The 17,493-nt window shown below is 67.4% G+C and carries 10 protein-coding genes and 1 pseudogene; 8 read left to right on the top strand and 3 right to left on the bottom strand.

Going from position 1 to position 17,493, the window contains the following annotated elements; genetic code table 11:
* The first annotated feature begins 1 nt into the window (after position 1).
* Entirely contained in the window at positions 2-853 is an 852-nt protein-coding gene (locus ILT43_RS14300) for an ABC transporter permease subunit (protein ID WP_204199655.1), read from the top strand.
* Here ILT43_RS14300 and ILT43_RS19705 read toward each other — a convergent pair.
* Entirely contained in the window at positions 843-1,898 is a 1,056-nt protein-coding gene (locus ILT43_RS19705; protein WP_204199654.1) for an ABC transporter ATP-binding protein, read from the bottom strand. The two genes, ILT43_RS14300 and ILT43_RS19705, sit on opposite strands and share 11 nt — an antisense overlap.
* A gap of 131 nt (positions 1,899-2,029) precedes the next feature.
* A complete protein-coding gene (locus ILT43_RS14290) occupies positions 2,030-3,118 on the bottom strand; it encodes an extracellular catalytic domain type 1 short-chain-length polyhydroxyalkanoate depolymerase (RefSeq protein WP_204199653.1) in 1,089 nt (362 codons plus the stop codon).
* Between the two features lie 121 nt (positions 3,119-3,239).
* Here ILT43_RS14290 and ILT43_RS14285 point away from each other — a divergent pair, with 121 nt between their 5' ends.
* Positions 3,240-4,124 (top strand): cell wall hydrolase, encoded by an 885-nt coding sequence (locus ILT43_RS14285; protein ID WP_204199652.1) that lies wholly within the window; start codon positions 3,240-3,242, stop codon positions 4,122-4,124.
* A 4-nt stretch (positions 4,125-4,128) separates the two neighbouring features.
* Here the strand turns inward: ILT43_RS14285 and ILT43_RS14280 are convergent, their stop codons facing one another.
* Positions 4,129-5,625: a glycoside hydrolase gene (locus ILT43_RS14280; protein WP_204199651.1), complete on the bottom strand. Its 1,497-nt coding sequence runs from the start codon at positions 5,623-5,625 to the stop codon at positions 4,129-4,131.
* A gap of 137 nt (positions 5,626-5,762) precedes the next feature.
* On the opposite strand from ILT43_RS14280, the gene ILT43_RS14275 reads away from it, so the two are divergent.
* The 6 genes and pseudogenes from ILT43_RS14275 to ILT43_RS14250 all read left to right on the top strand — a co-directional run.
* Complete coding sequence (locus tag ILT43_RS14275; RefSeq protein ID WP_204199650.1) at positions 5,763-8,981, top strand: glycoside hydrolase family 2 TIM barrel-domain containing protein; 3,219 nt, start codon at positions 5,763-5,765, stop codon at positions 8,979-8,981.
* A 231-nt stretch (positions 8,982-9,212) separates the two neighbouring features.
* Positions 9,213-12,209 carry a TonB-dependent receptor gene (locus ILT43_RS14270; protein ID WP_204199649.1) on the top strand — a complete coding sequence of 999 codons (2,997 nt, stop codon included), beginning with the start codon at positions 9,213-9,215 and terminating at the stop codon, positions 12,207-12,209.
* A 7-nt stretch (positions 12,210-12,216) separates the two neighbouring features.
* Entirely contained in the window at positions 12,217-13,584 is a 1,368-nt protein-coding gene (locus ILT43_RS14265; protein WP_204199648.1) for a family 43 glycosylhydrolase, read from the top strand.
* Between the two features lie 81 nt (positions 13,585-13,665).
* Positions 13,666-15,246 (top strand): alpha-N-arabinofuranosidase, encoded by a 1,581-nt coding sequence (locus ILT43_RS14260; protein WP_239474799.1) that lies wholly within the window; start codon positions 13,666-13,668, stop codon positions 15,244-15,246.
* A 10-nt stretch (positions 15,247-15,256) separates the two neighbouring features.
* A complete protein-coding gene (locus ILT43_RS14255) occupies positions 15,257-16,276 on the top strand; it encodes an arabinan endo-1,5-alpha-L-arabinosidase (RefSeq protein WP_204199647.1) in 1,020 nt (339 codons plus the stop codon).
* Between the two features lie 192 nt (positions 16,277-16,468).
* Positions 16,469-17,491: pseudogene (locus ILT43_RS14250) on the top strand (glycoside hydrolase family 43 protein); the annotation flags it as partial.
* Positions 17,492-17,493 lie beyond the last annotated feature (2 nt).

The following is a 17,493-nucleotide window of genomic DNA, read 5'->3' as shown; positions in this document are numbered from 1 at the left end:
AGTGTCCCGTTTGAGGATCGGAGCGATCCTGACCAACGCGCTGGTCGCGGTGCTGACATTGGTCGTGACGCTGCCGCTGGCGTGGATGGTGACGGTGTCGTTCATGCCGCGCGGGGAGTCGAATGCGTTCCCGCCGCCATTCTGGCCGAGCCGCTGGAGCTTGGAGAATTATCACGAACTGCTCGCCCGGCGGCTGATCGACGGCGCGTGGTTCGATTACCGGATCGTGCCGGCGATCGGTAACAGCCTGTTCGTGGCGGCGATGTCGACGCTGCTCGGCCTGCTGCTGACGGTGCCGGCGGGCTATGCCTTCGCCAAGTTGCGGTTCCGGGGGCGCGAACGGCTGCTGAAGCTGCTGATCGCGTCTCTGGTGGTGCCGGGGCAGGTGGCGATGTTGCCGCTGTTCCTGATCTTCAAGCAGCTTGGCCTCATCAACAGCTATGCGGGCGTGATCCTGCCGTCGCTGGCGGGCATCTTCGCAGTGCTGTTCGTGCGGCAGGCGACGCTGGCGATCCCGGACGAGATGATCGACGCGGCGCGTCTGGACGGCGCGAGCGAGGCGCGCATCTTCCGCACGATCGTGCTGCCGTTGCTGACGCCGGTCACCGTTACGCTGGCGCTGTTCATGTTTCTGGGCAGCTGGAACGACTTTCTGTGGCCGCTGATCGTGCTCGCGGATCAGCATCTGTACACGCTGCCCGTCGCGGTGGCGGCCATCGCGCGCGAGCATGCGGCGGACGGCGAGCTGATGATGGCGAGCGCGGTGGTGACGACGATGCCGGTGCTGCTGCTGTTCCTCGCGCTGCAACGCTATTACATCGGCGGGCTGCTGGGCGGCAGCATCAAGGGGTGATCGCGCGTCCCTCCGCATCGAACAGGTGCGTGTCGGTCGGATCGACCCCGAACCGCAGCGGCTCGCCCAGCGTCACGCGACGATCGCCCGGAAGTTGTGCGACGATCGTGTCCGGGCGGGTGCCGAGATGCGCGAACGACAGCGGGCCGAGCCGCTCGAACAGCTCCACCGCGCCGGCGATCGGCCCGTCGTCCGCGGCGAACAGATGCTCCGGCCGGATACCGAGCGTCGCGACGCTGCCCGTCACGCCGCGCGCGCCGACGTTGACGATCGCGCCGTCCGGAAGCCGCACCGCGTCCGGGGCGACCACCGTCACCGGGATCAGGTTGATCGCCGGTGAGCCGATCGCCTTCGCCACCGCCAGATTGGCGGGGCGGGCGTAGAGGTCCAGCGGCGCGCCGACCTGCTCGACGCGGCCCTTCGCCATCACGACGATCCGGTTCGCCAGCGTCATCGCCTCCAGCTGGTCGTGCGTGACGTAGATCATCGTCGCGCCGAGTTGCTGGTGCAGCCGCGCGAATTCGTGCCGCATCCGCACGCGCAATTCACTGTCGAGGTTGGACAGCGGCTCGTCGAGCAGCAGCACCTTCGGCTGGCGGACGATCGCGCGGGCGATCGAGACGCGCTGCCGCTGACCGCCCGATAAGGCGCGCGGCTTGCGATCGAGCAGGTCGGTCAGGTCGAGCGACGCGGCGACGGCGGCCACGCGCTCGGCGATCTCGTGCTTGGGGCGACCGGCGACCTTGAGCGGAAAGGCGATGTTCCCGGCGACGGTCAGATGCGGGTAAAGCGCGTAGGACTGGAACACCATCGCCACGCCGCGGTCTGCCGGCGCGGCATCGGTGACGTCGCGGCCACCGATCGCGATCCGGCCGGCGCTCGGCGTCTCCAGCCCGGCGATGAGCCGCAACAGCGTCGACTTGCCGCAGCCCGACGGCCCGACGATGACGACGAACTCCCCGTCCTCGATCGTCAGATCGGTCGGCGAGAGGACATGCGTGTCGCCGAAGCTTTTCGCCAGACCTGAAACGCTTACGCTCGCCAACCCGGCTCTCCCTCGTTGCCGTCCTCTATCGAGGCGGGGCGGTAGGCAAGGGGTGGGCGGTAATGTCGGATACCGGCGGCAGTGATTTCCCCCATTTCCGCCTTCGCGCGAGAACGTCGATCGCTGGCAGGTTAACGCATCAATCCCGCCGCTCGCATCGCGCGATCGATCGTATCCTGCACGCCCGCCGGCATCGACCCCAGCGACGGCATCTCCGGGAAGGAAGAGGCCGTCGCCGGCTCCTCCGCCGTCCGCTCAACGCTCACCCGTTCGGTCAGGCCCCAGGATCGCGCGATCGCCAGCGTGCTGGAGAGGCCGACATCCAGCATGTAAGGCCCCGCATGGCCCAGCGCGGCGGGATCGACCGGCACGCCGTGGCCCATGCCGGCGATCGCCCATTGCTCGACCGCATCGCGCCCCGCGGCGTCCGCCCACACGCGGCGTTCCCAGCGCGGACCCGTCTCGACGCGGTCCGGTGCGGCGGGAAGTCCGTGGACGGTGCGCCACTGGCCGGTCAGCCGGTCCATATTCGCTGCGGTGACGGTCGAATCCGCGCTGCCGTGCCACACCGACACGCGCGGCCAGCGCGTGGTCTTGCCGGCGGCGCGTACCGCCGCGGCCGCCGCCTCGTCACCGGCCAGCCCGTGCCCGCGCATCCGGTCGAGCGCCTGCGACACGTTCGATGCGGAACCATAGGGCAGGCCGCCGATGATCGCGCCGCCGGCGAACAGTTCCGGGTACGTCGCCAGCATTACCGCCGTCATCGCCCCACCCGCGGACAGCCCGGTGACGAAGACGCGCGTCGGATCGATGCCGTGCTGCGCGATCGTCGCGCGGATCATCTGTGCGATCGACTCAGCTTCGCCGCCGGTGCGGCGGATGTCGCCCGGCTCGAACCAGTTGAAACAGACGTTCGCATTGTTGCCGCGCGCCTGTTCCGGCAGCAGCACGACAAAACCCTCCGCGTCGGCCAGATCCGACCAGCCGGTGCCGTGATCGTACCCCGCCGCCGTCTGCGTACAGCCATGCAGCGCCACGACCAGCGCCGCGCCGGGCTTTAGCCCCTCGGGCACATGCAGCCGCGCCTGCAACGCGCCGGGATTGCTGCCGAAGCCGGTCAGCGTCCCCAGCCGGTCGCTACCACCCGCACCGCCGGCGGAGGGCATGGAAGGCGGCTGGAACTTGGCCAGACGGGCCAATGTGTCGGAGATACGTCGCATGTCTGCTCCTCATGAGCCGCTCGCGCGACCGATCATCACCTGGATATGGTGGCTATGCTGCGCTGCACAATAAGCGCTCGTCTTTAACGGGGGGTCAACCATATCCGGGTAGTCGGTCGACATGCGCTTCCGCCTCAGCCTGTCGATCGCCGCCACTGTGGCCGCCACGGGCTGCGCGCCCGAACAGCGCGTGCGCGTCGTGCAGGCGGTGCCGCCGCCGGCCTTGTCGAAGGCGCAGGCCAAGCTGCTCGCCGATTTCGGCCTGACACCGGACCAGCAGCCGGAAACGACGATCGCCACCCCGGCCGCGCCCGCCGAGCCGTTCACCTCCGCCGCCCGCTCCCTGTCGGATGCGAACCGCGCGGAGGACTGCCTGACCGCCGCCATTTACTACGAGGCGCGATCGGAAACCGACGACGGCCAGCGCGCGGTGGCGCAGGTCGTGCTCAATCGCGTCCGCGACCGTGCCTTTCCGTCCAGCGTCTGCGGCGTCGTGTATCAGCGCTCGTCCAAGGGCTGCCAGTTCAGCTTCGCCTGCGACGGGTCAATGGATCGCCAGCGCGATGTCGGCTCGTGGGAGCGCGCGCGCCGCGTCGCCGCCGCCGCCCTGAGCGGTGCGGTCTATGCACCCGTCGGCGTCGCGACCTTCTATCACACCTTTGCGGTATCGCCCTGGTGGGCCCCCAGCCTGTCACGCATCGGCCAGATCGGCGCGCATATCTTCTATCGCTGGCGCGGGGCGATGGCGGGGGCGCTCAGCCTGCGCCAGCGTTATGCCGGCGTGGAGCCGGGTACCGAAACGCTGCTCGCCGCCGCCGACCCTCAGCCGAGCGGCGATACCGTCCACGGCGTGGCTATCCACCGCGGCGCCACCGACACCGCCGCCGCCGAGCCTGCCGCCGAGCCAACCGCGGAGCCGGTGAAGCTGGCGTCGATGTCGGGCGTGCGAATCCACCGCGGCGTCGCGATGCCCGGCGGCGACATGAATATGGCCGCCGCCGAATAGCCGGTCAGCAGCGAGCCGCCGTCCGCACCAGCCTCAGCGTCGTGATCCCCCGCGGCGGCGCCACCGCGCGGATCGTGCCGCACGCCTGCACCGATCCGGTCTTCTCCGACTTGCGCCCGGCATCGGTGACGATCGTCTCGACCCGCCATGCGCCCTGAAGCGATAATACCAGATTGCGCGGCGACCAGCCCGGATTGACGTGGACCAGCGCCACCTCCGCGCCGTCCGCGCTCAATGCCGCTACGCTGTCGACGTCATCCACTTTGACCAGCGACATGCCGGGCCTGATGTAGCGGCTGAAGTTCGCCATCGCCCAGTATTTGGGCGTGATCGCGATCCGGTGCGGCCCGGCGGCGGGGGCGCGCAGGTCCATCTTGATCAGGCCCCAGTTCGACCCCGGCTTGCCGTCGCGCGCGCTGTCGTCCTCGACCGCCTGCCAGAACACCCAGGCGGCGGGTTCCAGTTTCTTCAGGTCGCCGATGATCCGCTCGCCCAGCGCCAGCGCCGGGCGGATGTCGGTGAAATCCTCCACCGTTTTGTCGGCGGACAGGTCGACTTCCGACATCCACAGCCGGATGTTGGCCGCCCGCGCCGCATCGCGGACGCCGCTCTGGTTCAGCGTGCCGTACGAGTGGACGTTCAACTGCCCGATCCGCGCGCGGGTCGCAGCCGGGTAGCCGGCCCAATCTTCGAGGAACAGGTTCGAACTCGTCTCGTCCGGCGCGGAGACGACGGTCTTCAGCCCGCGCGCCTTGAGCGCCGCGTCGCTGACGTCGATCATCATCGCCTGCCGCGCGGGCGACCAGTGCGCCCCCTCCTGCTTGTTCGCGGCGAACCAGTAATCGGTATTGGGCTCGTTGACCGGCGACAGCGTGCGAAACGCGATTCCGTGGCGGCGCTGCAATTCCTCGACCACGCGCGCGAGATAGCTTGCAAACGTCGCTTCGTGACCGGGGCGGAGATTGTCGTCCGTCGCCTTCTCCGCGCCCGACACCTTGCCGCTGACCGTCATGAACCACGGCGGCGAGTTGGAGAATGCCTCGTAGATCGGCGTCTTCACGCGCACCCGGATCGCGTCCAGCCACCAGCGTTGCGACGCGTCGGCGGACCAGTCCCACACCCGCGCATCGTCCGCCCGCCACCAGTCGCTGCCGGTCGTGCCCGCGGGTTGCCGCCAGAAGCCGGGGATCGCACCGCCGACCCGCAAATAGCCCGAGGTGCCCGGCGGATTGCCGCCGCCGATATTGTACCGCGCGATCGTCCAGCCGAGCCCGTCCGGTCCGTAGAACAGGTCCGCCAGCCGGTTGCGCGTCGCATCCGGATAGCCGCCGGTGACGCTCGCGAACCACGCCAACGCGGTGCCCCATCCCTCGAACGGCGTGCCCGGATGCTCGACATCGACGCGGATCGGCAGCGTCACGGCGGGATCGGCCGCCAGTGCGGGCGCGGCCGTCAGGGAAGCCACCGCAGCGGCCAGGATCGTGCGGCGTGACATCGTCATTCTGTACCTCTCCCGCCAATTGAATGGCGTCTGCAATCGTTCGGGCAGGCACTGCCTACCAGTTGCGCAACACTATTTCATCTGTATTGTCATACAAGATCAGCAGGCTGGTGAGGCCGCGGGCAGGGAGAGACGTTTTGAAGCACTGGACCATCCTCGCGAGCGGTTCGCTCCTCGCAGTGACGGCGGCTGCGGTTGCGCAGGACGGCGCGCCCCGTGTCCAGCCGGTGCAGGTCGATCCCAGCCGACCCGACTGGGAGAACCCGGCAGTCTATGCGCGCGGCAAGATGCCCGCCAGCGCCACGCACTTCCCGTACGAAAGCCTCGCCGCGGCGACCGCCGGCGACATGACCAAGTCGTCGCGCTACCTGTCGCTCGACGGGCAGTGGAAGTTCGCCTTCTCGCCCTCCTCCGACGCGGTGCCGGCCGGGTTCGAGCGGCCGGATTACGACGTCGCCGCGTGGAAGAGCATCAAGGTCCCCGCCGACTGGCAGACCGAGGGTTACGACCAGCCGCGCTACAACAACATCACCTATCCATTTCCCGCCAACCGGCCGCTGATCCCGCACGCGACCAACCCGGTCGGATCGTACCGGCGCGATATCGAACTGCCCGCCGGGTGGGCGGGGGAGGACGTGGTCCTGCACATCGGCGCGGCCGGTTCCGCCTACCGCGTGTGGGTGAACGGGCAGGAGGCCGGCTATTCGGAGGACTCCAAGCTTCCCAGCGACTTCGACGTCACGCGGCTGGTGAAGCCGGGCCGCAACACGGTGGCGATCCAGGTGCACCGCTGGTCGGACGGCAGCTACATCGAGGATCAGGATTTCTGGCGCGTGTCGGGGATCGAGCGCTCGGTGTACATGGTCGCCGCACCGAAGGCGCGCGTGCGCGACCTGTTCGTGAAGGCGGGGCTCGACGCCTCCTATCGCAACGGCACGCTGGCGACCGAACTCGCGGTGACGCCGTCGACCAAGCCGATGACCGCGCGCATGACGCTGACCGACGGCACGACGCCGGTGCTGGTGAAGGAGGCGCGCATCGCCCCCGGCCGCGCCGAGCGCACGGTGACGCTGTCCGCGCCGGTGCCGGGCGTGCGCGCGTGGTCGGCGGAGACGCCGAACCTCTACAACCTCATGGTCGAACTGCTCGACGCCGATGGCACGGTCATTCAGGCGACGCCGCAGCGGATCGGGTTCCGTACGGTCGAGATCAAGAACGGCCGGGTGGTGGTCAACGGTCGCCTGATCATGATCCGCGGCGTCAATCGGCATGAGCATGATCCGGAGACGTTCCACGTCATCTCCGAAGCGTCGATGCGCCGCGATATCGAGTTGATGAAGCGCAACAACATCAACGCGGTGCGGACGTCGCATTATCCGAACGACCCGCGCTGGTACGACCTCGCCGACGAATATGGCCTGTACGTCATGGACGAGGCCAATATCGAGAGCCACGCGTACATGGACTACGCGAACAAGCATCCGGAGCTCCGCCCGAAACTCCAGATCGGCTTCGACCCGGCCTGGGAGGGCGCGCACGTCAGCCGCGTCACCAACATGGTCGAGCGCGACAAGAACCACCCGTCGATCATCTTTTGGTCGCTGGGCAACGAAGCCGGCATCGGTCCCAATTTCGAGAAGGCCGCCGCCGCCGCGCGTCGCCGCGATCCCTCGCGACTGATCTCGTATCTGGGCTGGGGTACGCTCGACTGGAATCACGCGCCCAACGGTTTCGTGGATATCTACGCGCCGATGTACGACGACATCGAGAAGATGGTGGACTGGGCGACGGACCCGACCCGTACCCAGCCGATGATCCAGTGCGAATACGCTCATATGCAGGGCAATTCGGGCGGCAACTTCAAGGATTATTGGGACACCATCTACAAATACGACAAGCTGCAGGGCGGGTTCATCTGGGACTGGGTGGACCAGTCGATGTACCGCTACACCAAGGACGGTCGCCGCTATTGGGGCGACGGCGGCGAGTACGGTCCGAACCCCGGCGGCGATATCGAGTTCGGCGACGGCCTGAACCAGCCCGACCGCACGCCCAATCCGCAACTGTACGAGGTCCAGAAGGTCCTCTCGCCGATCCAGTTCGACGGGTTCGATCCCGCGACCGGTCGCGTCACGGTGCGCAACCGTCACGATTTCCGCGACCTGTCCGGCTTCGACTTCGACTGGGTCGTGGAGGAAGACGGCGTTGCCGTGGCGCAGGGCGCGCTACCCGCACTGACGCTCGCCGCGCGCTCGGCGGAGGTGGTGACGCTGCCGCTGCCCGCCTTCACGCGCAAGCCGGGGGCGGAGTATCTCGTCACCGTGCGTGCCCGTGCCAAGGCGAATGCGGTGCCGCTGGTGCCCGCCGGCTACACGGTCGGGTGGGAGCAGTTCGCCATGGGCAGTACGCCGAAACCAGTCGTCGCGCGCAGCGGCGCGGTGGTGGTGCGCGACGCCGCCGATGCGGTGCGGTTGTCGGCGGGCAACGCAAGCCTGACGATCGATCGCAAGACCGGACTGGTCGATGGCTATGCCCGCGGCGGTACGGTGCTGGCGACCGGCGGCGCGCCCCATTTCTGGCGCGCGGAAACCGACAACGACACCGCCAACGGCGTCATCGCGCTGGTCGCGCCGTGGAAGGGCTTCAACGACGAGCGTCAGGTGCGCTCGGTTGCGGTGCGCAAGACCGATGCGGGGGCGGAGATCGTCGTCGATCACGAGATGGGTGCAGGGGCGGTGCGCTTCGTCACCACCTACACGATGGCGGGCGACGGATCGGTCGCGGTCGCGGGCGAACTGACGCCGCTGAAGAGCGACCTGCCGCCGCCGATCCGCGTCGGCCTGCAGTATGCGATGCCGACCAGCATCAAGACGGTGGAGTGGTACGGGCGCGGGCCGCACGAAAGCTATGTCGATCGCAAGACGAGTGCGGCGATCGGCCTGTGGCGCGGTGCGATCGCGGAGCAGAACCACGACTTCATGCGGCCGCAGGATACCGGCAACAAGGTCGACGTGCGCTGGATGGAATTGTCGGGCGCGGGTAACGGTTTGAGGGTCGTCGGCGAGACGCCGCTGATGATGAACGCACTGGCATTTCCCTACACCGATCTCTATCGCCGCGCGCCGGGAACGTGGAAGTCGAGCGACATCGTGCCGCATGGCCAGGTATCGTTGCTGATCGACGCGGCGCAGTGGGGCGTCGGTGGCGACACGACGTGGAGCGACGTCGGCAAGCCGCACATGCAGTACCGCACGAAGCTGGAGCCGACACGCGTCGCCTTCCGCTTCGAACCGTTTGTCGGCGAGGGTACAACTCCGACAAAGGCGAAGCCCGCCAAGGCGACCGAGCCGCAGTAGTTCCCTCAACTGGCCGCGGAATGAGCGCGTTACGTCGCGGCGGGAGTGCAGATAGGCCACACTCCCGTCGCTTATCGCATTGTTAAGTCCGACATATATTGCATTCGTCCGATAAAGCGGACTAGCGCGGCGGCGGGTATTACCGCCGCCGTCCGGCGTCGGGATCTCCCGGGTTCAGCAGGCCGAGCACGGCCGCACGGTGCACATCGCACCGGTGGAGAGGACGAGACGATGAAGCGCGCACCCCTATTCCTGTTGTCGAGCGCCACGATGGCGTTGGTGATCGCCGGCGCGATGCCCGCCGCCGCGCAGGATGCGCCTGCCGCCACCGCGCAGGATGCGCCCGCCACCGCCGCGCAGGATGCGCCTGCCGCCGGCACCGCGGCTCAGGTCAACCCCGGCGCCGATATCGCCCCCGGGCCGGCCGCTCCGCAGACGCCGACCGCGCCGCAGTCGCCGGAGGGCGGCCAGGACCAGCAGGCGGCACGGGCCGCACCGCCCGCCGGCTACGCCGCGCAAGGCGACGACGGCGATATCGTCGTGACCGGGTTCCGCCAAAGCCTCAGCTCCGCGCAGGCGTTGAAGCGCGATTCCGACTCGATCATCGACGCGATCGTTGCCGAGGATATCGGCAAGCTGCCCGACAACAACGCCTCGGAGGCGCTGGCCCGCATCACCGGCGTGCAGGTCAACCGCTCGAACGACGAAGCGAACGGCGTGCTGGTCCGCGGCCTGCCCGACCTGACGACCACATTCAACGGTCGCGAGATCTTCACCGCGGAGAACCGCGGCGTCGCGTTGCAGGATTTCCCCGCCGGTGCGTTGGCCGCGCTGGAGGTGTACAAGTCGGGCACGTCGAACCTGATCGAGCCGGGCCTCGCCGGCCTGATCAACGTGCGCTCGCGTCGCCCGTTCGACTTCGACGGGCTGGAGATCGCCGGCGCGATCCGCGGTACGTACAACGACCAGTCGAACAAGTACGACCCCAACGGCAACCTGCTCATCAGCAACCGTTGGGAGACGGGGATCGGCGACTTCGGCGCGCTCATCAACTTCGCCTACACGCAGTCGCACTATCGCAACGCCGTCCGCTATGACGAGGCGTTCGTGCGGACGCCGGTCGGCGACCTCGGTACCACCGACGACGACCTGCCGGTCACCACTCCCGGCGTCGGCAACGCGTTCGCCTTCCCCGGCTCGATCGGCAATTACTACAGCCGCGGCAAGCGCTGGCGGCCGTCGATCAATGGCTCGCTCCAGTGGAAGCCCGCGTCGAACCTCGAAATCTATGCCGACGGCCTGTGGCAGGCATATCGCGGCGAGGCGGCGAACGAGTGGTTCAACGCCAACCTCGAACGCGCGAGCGTCGACGGCGTTCGCCCGACCCTGAGCAACGTCGTGCTGGTCAAGGGTGAGCCGAACAAGGCCGCCAGCCTGACCAAGACCGGCGGCTACCCGGCAGAGATGTACCGTTCGACCAACAACGACCGCACCGACACCTATCAGGGGGCGATCGGCTTCGTCTGGAGTGTCGGTCGCGCGAAGATTTCGAGCGATTTCGCCTATACCACGTCGACCTACACCGCGAGCGAGTACAGCCTCGACTCCCAGTTCACCTCCGCGCCCACCGTCAACGCGGCGTTCGACGTGAAGGGATCGGTCGATTACGATCTGAACGGATATGACGCGCAGAACCCCGCCAACTATGCGTGGCGCGGCTATTACGAGCGTCGCTACAAGGCGAAAGGCGACGGCATCCAGTGGCGCGCCGACGTCGATCTCGCCACCGACTTCGCGGTGCTGCCGTCGATCCAGTTCGGCGTCCGCTACGTCGATCGCAATTCCAGCCTGGACCAGGGCAACCGCTACGCGAACACCTCGACACTCGGCATTCCGCTCGCCAGCCTGCCGTCGGGCGCGCTGGAGACGGTGACGGACGGCTTCCGCAGCGACACGCTGCCCGGTTTCCAGAACTGGCTGATGCCGAGCCGTTCGAACATCCGCGAGAATTTCGCTGGTCTTCAGCAGGCGTCGATCGCGGCGCTGACGCAGCTTGCGGCGGCGAACCCGACCGATGCGGGCATCGCCGACAACCTCGCCCGTTTCCAGACGGCGATCATTCCGCTCGATCCGCTTGGCGGCTTCACCGCGGCCGAGCAGACCTACGCCTTCTACGCGCAGGGCAAGTATGAGCTGACGGTCGGCGGTCTGGAGATCGACGGGACGTTCGGCGTGCGCGCGGTGAACACCGACGGCCGCTATTCGGGCTTCCAGCGCTCTGTCGATGCCGCGGGCGTCGCCAGCATCGATCCGATCACGAACAAGCAGAACTACCTCGATATCCTGCCGTCCGCGAATATGCGGATCAAGTTCACGCCCAAATTCCAGGCGCGCTTCGCCTATACGGAAACGCGCACCCGCCCCACGTTCGGTCAGCTGAACCCGGGCGCGACCGTGACGTTCAACAGCCAGACCTCGGGCGGGCAGACCACCGGGCCGGACGGACAGCCGCTGTTCAACGCCTTCATCACCCGCGGCAATCCCAACCTCCAGCCGCTGACCTCGAACAATTTCGATGCCACGCTGGAATGGTATTTCTCGAAGACGGGGTCGCTGACCGGCGCGGTATTCTATCGCGACCTGTACGGCTTCATCAACACCTACACCAACCCGGTCGAGAACTTCGAGGGGTTGGGCCGCGTCCAGTTGACGCAGCCGGAAAATGCCGGGGCCGGCAAGGTCAAGGGCGCGGAAATCGGCGTCCAGTCGTTCTTCGACTTCCTGCCCGGCTTCCTCAGCGGATTCGGCGGACAGGCGAACGTCACCTATCTGGACGGCACCAACGAACTGCCGTCCGCGCTGGGCGAACAGGCCCCGATCGTGCCGATCACCGGCGTATCGAAGTGGACGTACAACCTGACTGCGTTCTACGAGCGCGGGCCGATCTCGACGCGACTGTCGTACAACCGTCGCAGCCAGTACGTGAACAGCTTCAACCGCAACGTGAACGAGGAGCAATATGCCGGCGAGACGACGCGCGCGGTCGAGCGTCTCGACTACTCGCTGGCCTATACGCCGTTCAAGAACCTGACGCTGACGGCGGATATCAACAACATCCTGGCGACGCCGTTCAACAACTACCGCAACTACAACGCCACGCAGTTCTTCCCGCGCGATGTTCGCGAGGAAGGGCGCTACTACAGCCTCGGTGCCCGGTTCCGGTTCTGAGGTTACGATGAAAAACGCGCTCGCCATCCTCGCTTTGTGTATCGCCGGAGCGGGGGTGGCAGCGGACGTTCCGGCACCGCGCTGGGATGCGCCCGGTGCGGGCAACCCGTTGCTGCCGGGCTATTTCGCCGACCCGTCGATCGTCCGCGACAAGGGCCGCTGGTACATCTTCGCGACGATCGATCCGTGGGGCGATGACCGGCTCGGCCTCTGGCAGTCGGACAACGGGCGCGACTGGACCTTCTCGACACCCGACTGGCCGACCAAACGGGCGGCGACCAGCCCCACGTCGGGCGACGCCAAGGTCTGGGCACCGTCCGTCGTGCAGGCGAAGGATGGCCGCTGGTGGATGTACGTCTCGGTCGGCAACGAGATCTGGGTCGGTACCGCGCCCTCTGCGGCGGGGCCGTGGCGCGATGCGAATGGCGGCAAGCCGCTGGTGAACAAGGCGTTCGCGCCGAAGTATCACATGATCGACGCGGAGGCCTTCATCGACGACGACGGGCAGGCGTATCTGTACTGGGGTTCGGGCTGGAACTGGACCAATGGGCATTGCTTCGTCGCGAAGCTGAAACCCGACATGATCGGTTTCGACGGTCCGGTCCGCGACGTGACGCCCACGAACTATTTCGAGGGGCCGTTCATGGTGAAGGCGAACGGCCGCTATGTCCTGACCTACAGCGACGGCAACACGACCAAGGACACGTACAAGGTCCGCTACGCCGTCGGCGCGACGCCGTTCGGCCCATTCACGGAGGGCGCGACCAGCCCGATCCTTCAGACCGACGCCGCGCGACAGGTGATCAGCCCCGGCCACCACGCCGTCTTCCGGTCCGGCGGCAAGCCCTACATCCTCTACCACCGGCAGGGCCTGCCCTTCGATTCCGCCGGCACCGACGTGAAGCGGCAGGTGGCGGTCGACGCGCTTCTATTTGCGGCGAACGGCACGATCGCGAAGGTCATACCGACCCATGCCGGCGCGGCGGTGTCCGGCTTCGCGGCCCAGCGCCGTCGCGGTCTCCGCTGGCAGGCGAGCGGCAGCGCGGGCGATTCGCTGCACGGACCGGATCGTGCGGCGGACGACAATTACGCCACCGTGTGGAAACCGACGGGAACGGGTGCTGCGACCCTGATCGCCGATCTCGGCGCGATCCGGCAGGTCCGCGAAACGCGACTTCGGCCCGAATTTGCGACGAAGCCATATCGTTTCCGCATCGAGCAGTCGCACGACGGTCGCACCTGGTTGGCGCTGGCTCCGGACGCGGTTCGCAGCGGTTCGCCGATCGTCGTCGCACACCCGGCGACCACCCGATGGCTGCGGATGGTTTTCACCGATTCCAAGGACATCGGTGTATGGGAATGGTCGATCGACTGATTGCGCGAGCATGAACGACCCGTTATGTCCGAGTAATCGAACATCGCTGCGACGATGACGGACATGAGACGGGAGAGATCGATGATGAGGACCTGGCGCACATTCGCCGCCGCCCTGCTGCTGACGACCAGCGGTGGCGCCGTCGCCCAAACCGAGCAGGCACCTGCCGCCACAGCGCAGGGTACGCTCACCGCGACTGCGACCGTCCGCGGCGACACGCCCGGCGCGACCTACGACCGCCGCGTCTTCACGCAGTTCGCGGAGCATCTCGGCAACGGCATCTATGGCGGCCTGTGGGTGGGCAACGATCGTAAAATCCCGAACACGCGCGGCTTCCGCAACGACGTGGTCGGCGCGCTAAAGGGCCTCGGCGTGCCCGTCATCCGCTGGCCGGGCGGCTGTTTCGCCGACGAATATCACTGGCGCGAGGGGATCGGGCCGAAGGCAAAGCGTCCGGTCAAGATCAACACCCACTGGGGCGGCGTGACCGAGCCGAACACCGTCGGCACGCACGAGTTCATGGACCTCGCCGAACAGGTCGGCGCGGACGCCTATATCAGCGGCAACGTCGGCAACGGCAGCCCGCAGGAAATGGCGGAGTGGGTCGAATACATGACCTCGCCCGCCGGTACGCTGGCCGACGAGCGTGCGAAGAACGGCCGCAAGGAGCCGTGGAAGGTGCCGCTGTTCGGCGTCGGCAACGAGCTGTGGGGCTGCGGCGGCAACATGCGCGCACCCTATGCGGCGGACGTGACGCGTCGCTACGCGACCTTCATCAAGGCACCGGCGGGAACCCGCATCCTGAAGGTCGCATCAGGCGCGAACAGCGACGATTACGAGTGGACGGAAACGATGATCCGCGACGCGTCGGGTCAGATCGATGCGCTCTCGCTCCATTACTACACCGTCCCCGGCGGCTGGGCCCCGAGCATGTCGCCGTCCAAGTTCGACGAGGCCGGCTGGGCCGAGACGCTCGCGGAAACGTGGCGGATGGACGAGATCATCACCAAGCATTCCAAGATCATGGACAAGTACGATCCGAACAAGCGGATCTGGCTGGCGATCGACGAATGGGGCACGTGGTATGGGCAGGACGAGGGGACGCATCCGGGCTTCCTGCGCCAGCAGAACTCGCTGCGCGACGCGCTGGTCGCGGCGATCAACCTCAACATTTTCGCCAAGCATGCCGACCGCGTGAAGCTGACCGCGATCGCGCAGATGGTGAACGTGCTGCAGGCGATGATCCTGACCGAGGGGCCGAAGATGGTCCTGACGCCGACCTATCACGTCTTCAAGATGTACAAGCCGTACATGGACGCGACGGTGCTGCCGATCGAACTGAAGTCGCCCTGGTACAACAAGGACAAGTGGGTCGTCCCCACCGTCAGCGCCAGCGCAGTCCGCGACAAGGCGGGTCAGGTCCATGTCGGCATGGCCAACAGCGATCCGAACCGGTCGATTACGGTGTCGACGACGCTGACCGGCGTCACCGCCAGCGGCGTCACCGGCACGATCGTCACCGCCCCGACGATGACGGCGATCAACACGTTCGATCAGCCGAACAACGTCGTGCCGACCGCCTTCACCGGCGCGCAGCTCGGCGGCGGAACGCTGACCGTCACGCTGCCGCCCAAGTCGGTCGTGATGCTCGACCTGCGCTGAGGAAAGTCCGATGATCCGGATCGTCCTTGCCGCCGCGCTCTCCTTGCTTGCAGGGGGAGCGACGGTCGCCCAGGAGCCGCCGTCGCCGCTCAACACGCGGCTGGAGGGGGCGATCGCCCCCGTCCACGATCCGGTCATCATCCGCGCCGGCGATACCTATTACGTCTACGGCACCGGTCTGGGGCCGGGCCAGATGCTCGGCGCGCGGACATCGAAGGACCTGATCCACTGGACCGAGGCTCCGTCACCGATCGCCGCGTTGCCCGAGTGGGCGACGAAGGCGGTGCCCGGCACGAAGGGCATGTGGGCGCCCGACATCAGCTATGTAAATGGTCGCTATCGCCTCTATTATTCCGTCTCGACGTTCGGGTCGAACCGGTCGGCGATCGGGCTGGCGACCAGTTCGACGCTCGATCCCGCCGCGCCCGGCTATGGCTGGCGCGACGAGGGGATGGTGGTCGGCTCGACGCCGGACAGCGATTACAACGCGATCGACCCGAACCTGATCGTCGCGCGCGACGGTCGCCAGTATCTCGCGCTCGGCAGTTTCTGGACCGGGCTCAAGCTGTTCGAGCTGAACCCGAAGACCGGAAAGTTGCTGAAGCCCGGCGCCGCGCCGGTGTCGATCGCCCGCCGCCCGGCCCCCGCCGGCGGCCCCGCACCGATCGAGGCACCGTTCGTCATCGATCACGGCGGCTACTACTGGCTGCTCGCGAGCTACGACTATTGCTGCAAGGGCGCACAGAGCACCTATTACACCGTCGTCGGCCGATCGAAGGACGTAGACGGGCCGTATCTGGGCAAGGACGGGAGTTCGATGTTGCAGGGCGGCGGCACGATCTTCCTGCGCGCCGACCTTCAGGAGCAACAGCGCTATCGCGGACCCGGCCATGCCGGCGCGTTCCGCGACAAGGACGGCACGGACTACGTCGTCTATCATGCGTATGACAGGCAGAACAAAGGCGCGCCGACACTGCGCATCGCCCGCATCCGCTGGGGCGCGGACGGGTGGCCGGTGGCGGAGCAGTAATCCGTCAGAACATGCATAAACACGGGCAGCCGCCGACAACTTCGCCTCATTCGGACGTCCCCCGACCGTTCGTGCGGAGCCTGTCGAAGTACGTCGCCAAAGCCCTACGACAGGCTCGGGGCGAACGGTGATTGGCGGCGACGCAGGTGTGACGGCCGACATGGCAAGATACAGGACGTAATGGAGAGCATCATGGACCCGATCACCCGCCGCCTGTTCATCGCCGGCTCCACCGCCACGCTGGCGGTGCCCGCGCTGGCGCAGCGGCGTGCCGTGCCGGTCAACCCGCTGGTCCGCCAGCGCGCGGACGCGCAGGTGTTCCGCCACACCGACGGCTGGTATTACTTGACCGGCTCGGTTCCCGAGTACGACCGGCTCGTCCTGCGCCGGTCGAAGACGATCGCCGGGTTGACGACGGCGAAGGAAGCGGTGCTGTGGCGGCATGAGGCGTCGGGGCCGCGGTCCGGCTTCCTGTGGGCACCGGAACTGCACCTGATCGACGGTCGCTGGATCATGTATTTCGCCGCCGGGCCCAGCGGCGGCGGCGAGGACGTGTTCCGCATCCGCACCTATGCGGTCGTGTGTGACGGTCCCGATCCGATGACGGGCAAATGGTCCGTGCTCGGCCAGCTGGAAACGCCGTGGGACAGCTTCAACCTCGATTCCACCAGCTTCGTCCACCGCGGCACGCGCTATCTGGCGTGGGCGCAGCGGGAGCCGGGGATCGAGACCAACTCCAACCTGTATCTCGCGCCGCTGGCGACGCCGCTGACGCTCGCGGCCAAGCCCGCGCGCCTGACGGTACCGACGCTGCCGTGGGAAATCCGCGGCTACAAGGTCGCGGAGGCGCCGGCGCTGCTCGCCCGCAACGGGCGGCTGTTCATGACCTACTCGGCCAGCGCCACCGACGCTCGCTACTGCCTGGGTATGCTCACCGCAAAGGACGACGCGGACATCATGGACCCCGCGGTCTGGGCGAAGTCGCAACAGCCGGTGATGAAGACCAGCGTCGCGCACAGGATCTACGGCCCCGGTCATAACAGCTTCACGGTCGACGAGCGCGGGCGGGACATGCTCGTCTTCCATGCGCGCGATTATGAGGCGATCAAGGGCGACCCGCTCTTCGATCCGAACCGCCACACTCGCGTCCAGCCGATCCGCTACGACGCGGCCGGCGTGCCGCAGTTCGACCCGCCCGTCGCCAACGGGCCGGTGCG

The sequence above is a fragment of the Sphingomonas longa genome (assembly GCF_016892685.1).
GTDB classification, from domain to species: domain Bacteria; phylum Pseudomonadota; class Alphaproteobacteria; order Sphingomonadales; family Sphingomonadaceae; genus Sphingomonas; species Sphingomonas longa.
The sequence above is the reverse complement of the archived record's forward strand: the minus strand, read 5'-3'. Positions and strand labels throughout refer to the sequence as shown.

Excerpts from the sequence above, each read along its gene's own strand:
- ILT43_RS14270 (WP_204199649.1), top strand. The coding sequence starts at position 9,213 with ATGAAGCGCGCACCCCTATTCCTGTTGTCGAGCGCCACGATGGCGTTG.
- ILT43_RS14265 (WP_204199648.1), top strand. The coding sequence starts at position 12,217 with ATGAAAAACGCGCTCGCCATCCTCGCTTTGTGTATCGCCGGAGCGGGG.
- ILT43_RS14285 (WP_204199652.1), top strand. The coding sequence starts at position 3,240 with ATGCGCTTCCGCCTCAGCCTGTCGATCGCCGCCACTGTGGCCGCCACG.
- ILT43_RS14260 (WP_239474799.1), top strand. The coding sequence starts at position 13,666 with ATGATGAGGACCTGGCGCACATTCGCCGCCGCCCTGCTGCTGACGACC.
- ILT43_RS14255 (WP_204199647.1), top strand. The coding sequence starts at position 15,257 with ATGATCCGGATCGTCCTTGCCGCCGCGCTCTCCTTGCTTGCAGGGGGA.
- ILT43_RS14280 (WP_204199651.1), bottom strand. The coding sequence starts at position 5,625 with ATGACGATGTCACGCCGCACGATCCTGGCCGCTGCGGTGGCTTCCCTG.
- ILT43_RS14290 (WP_204199653.1), bottom strand. The coding sequence starts at position 3,118 with ATGCGACGTATCTCCGACACATTGGCCCGTCTGGCCAAGTTCCAGCCG.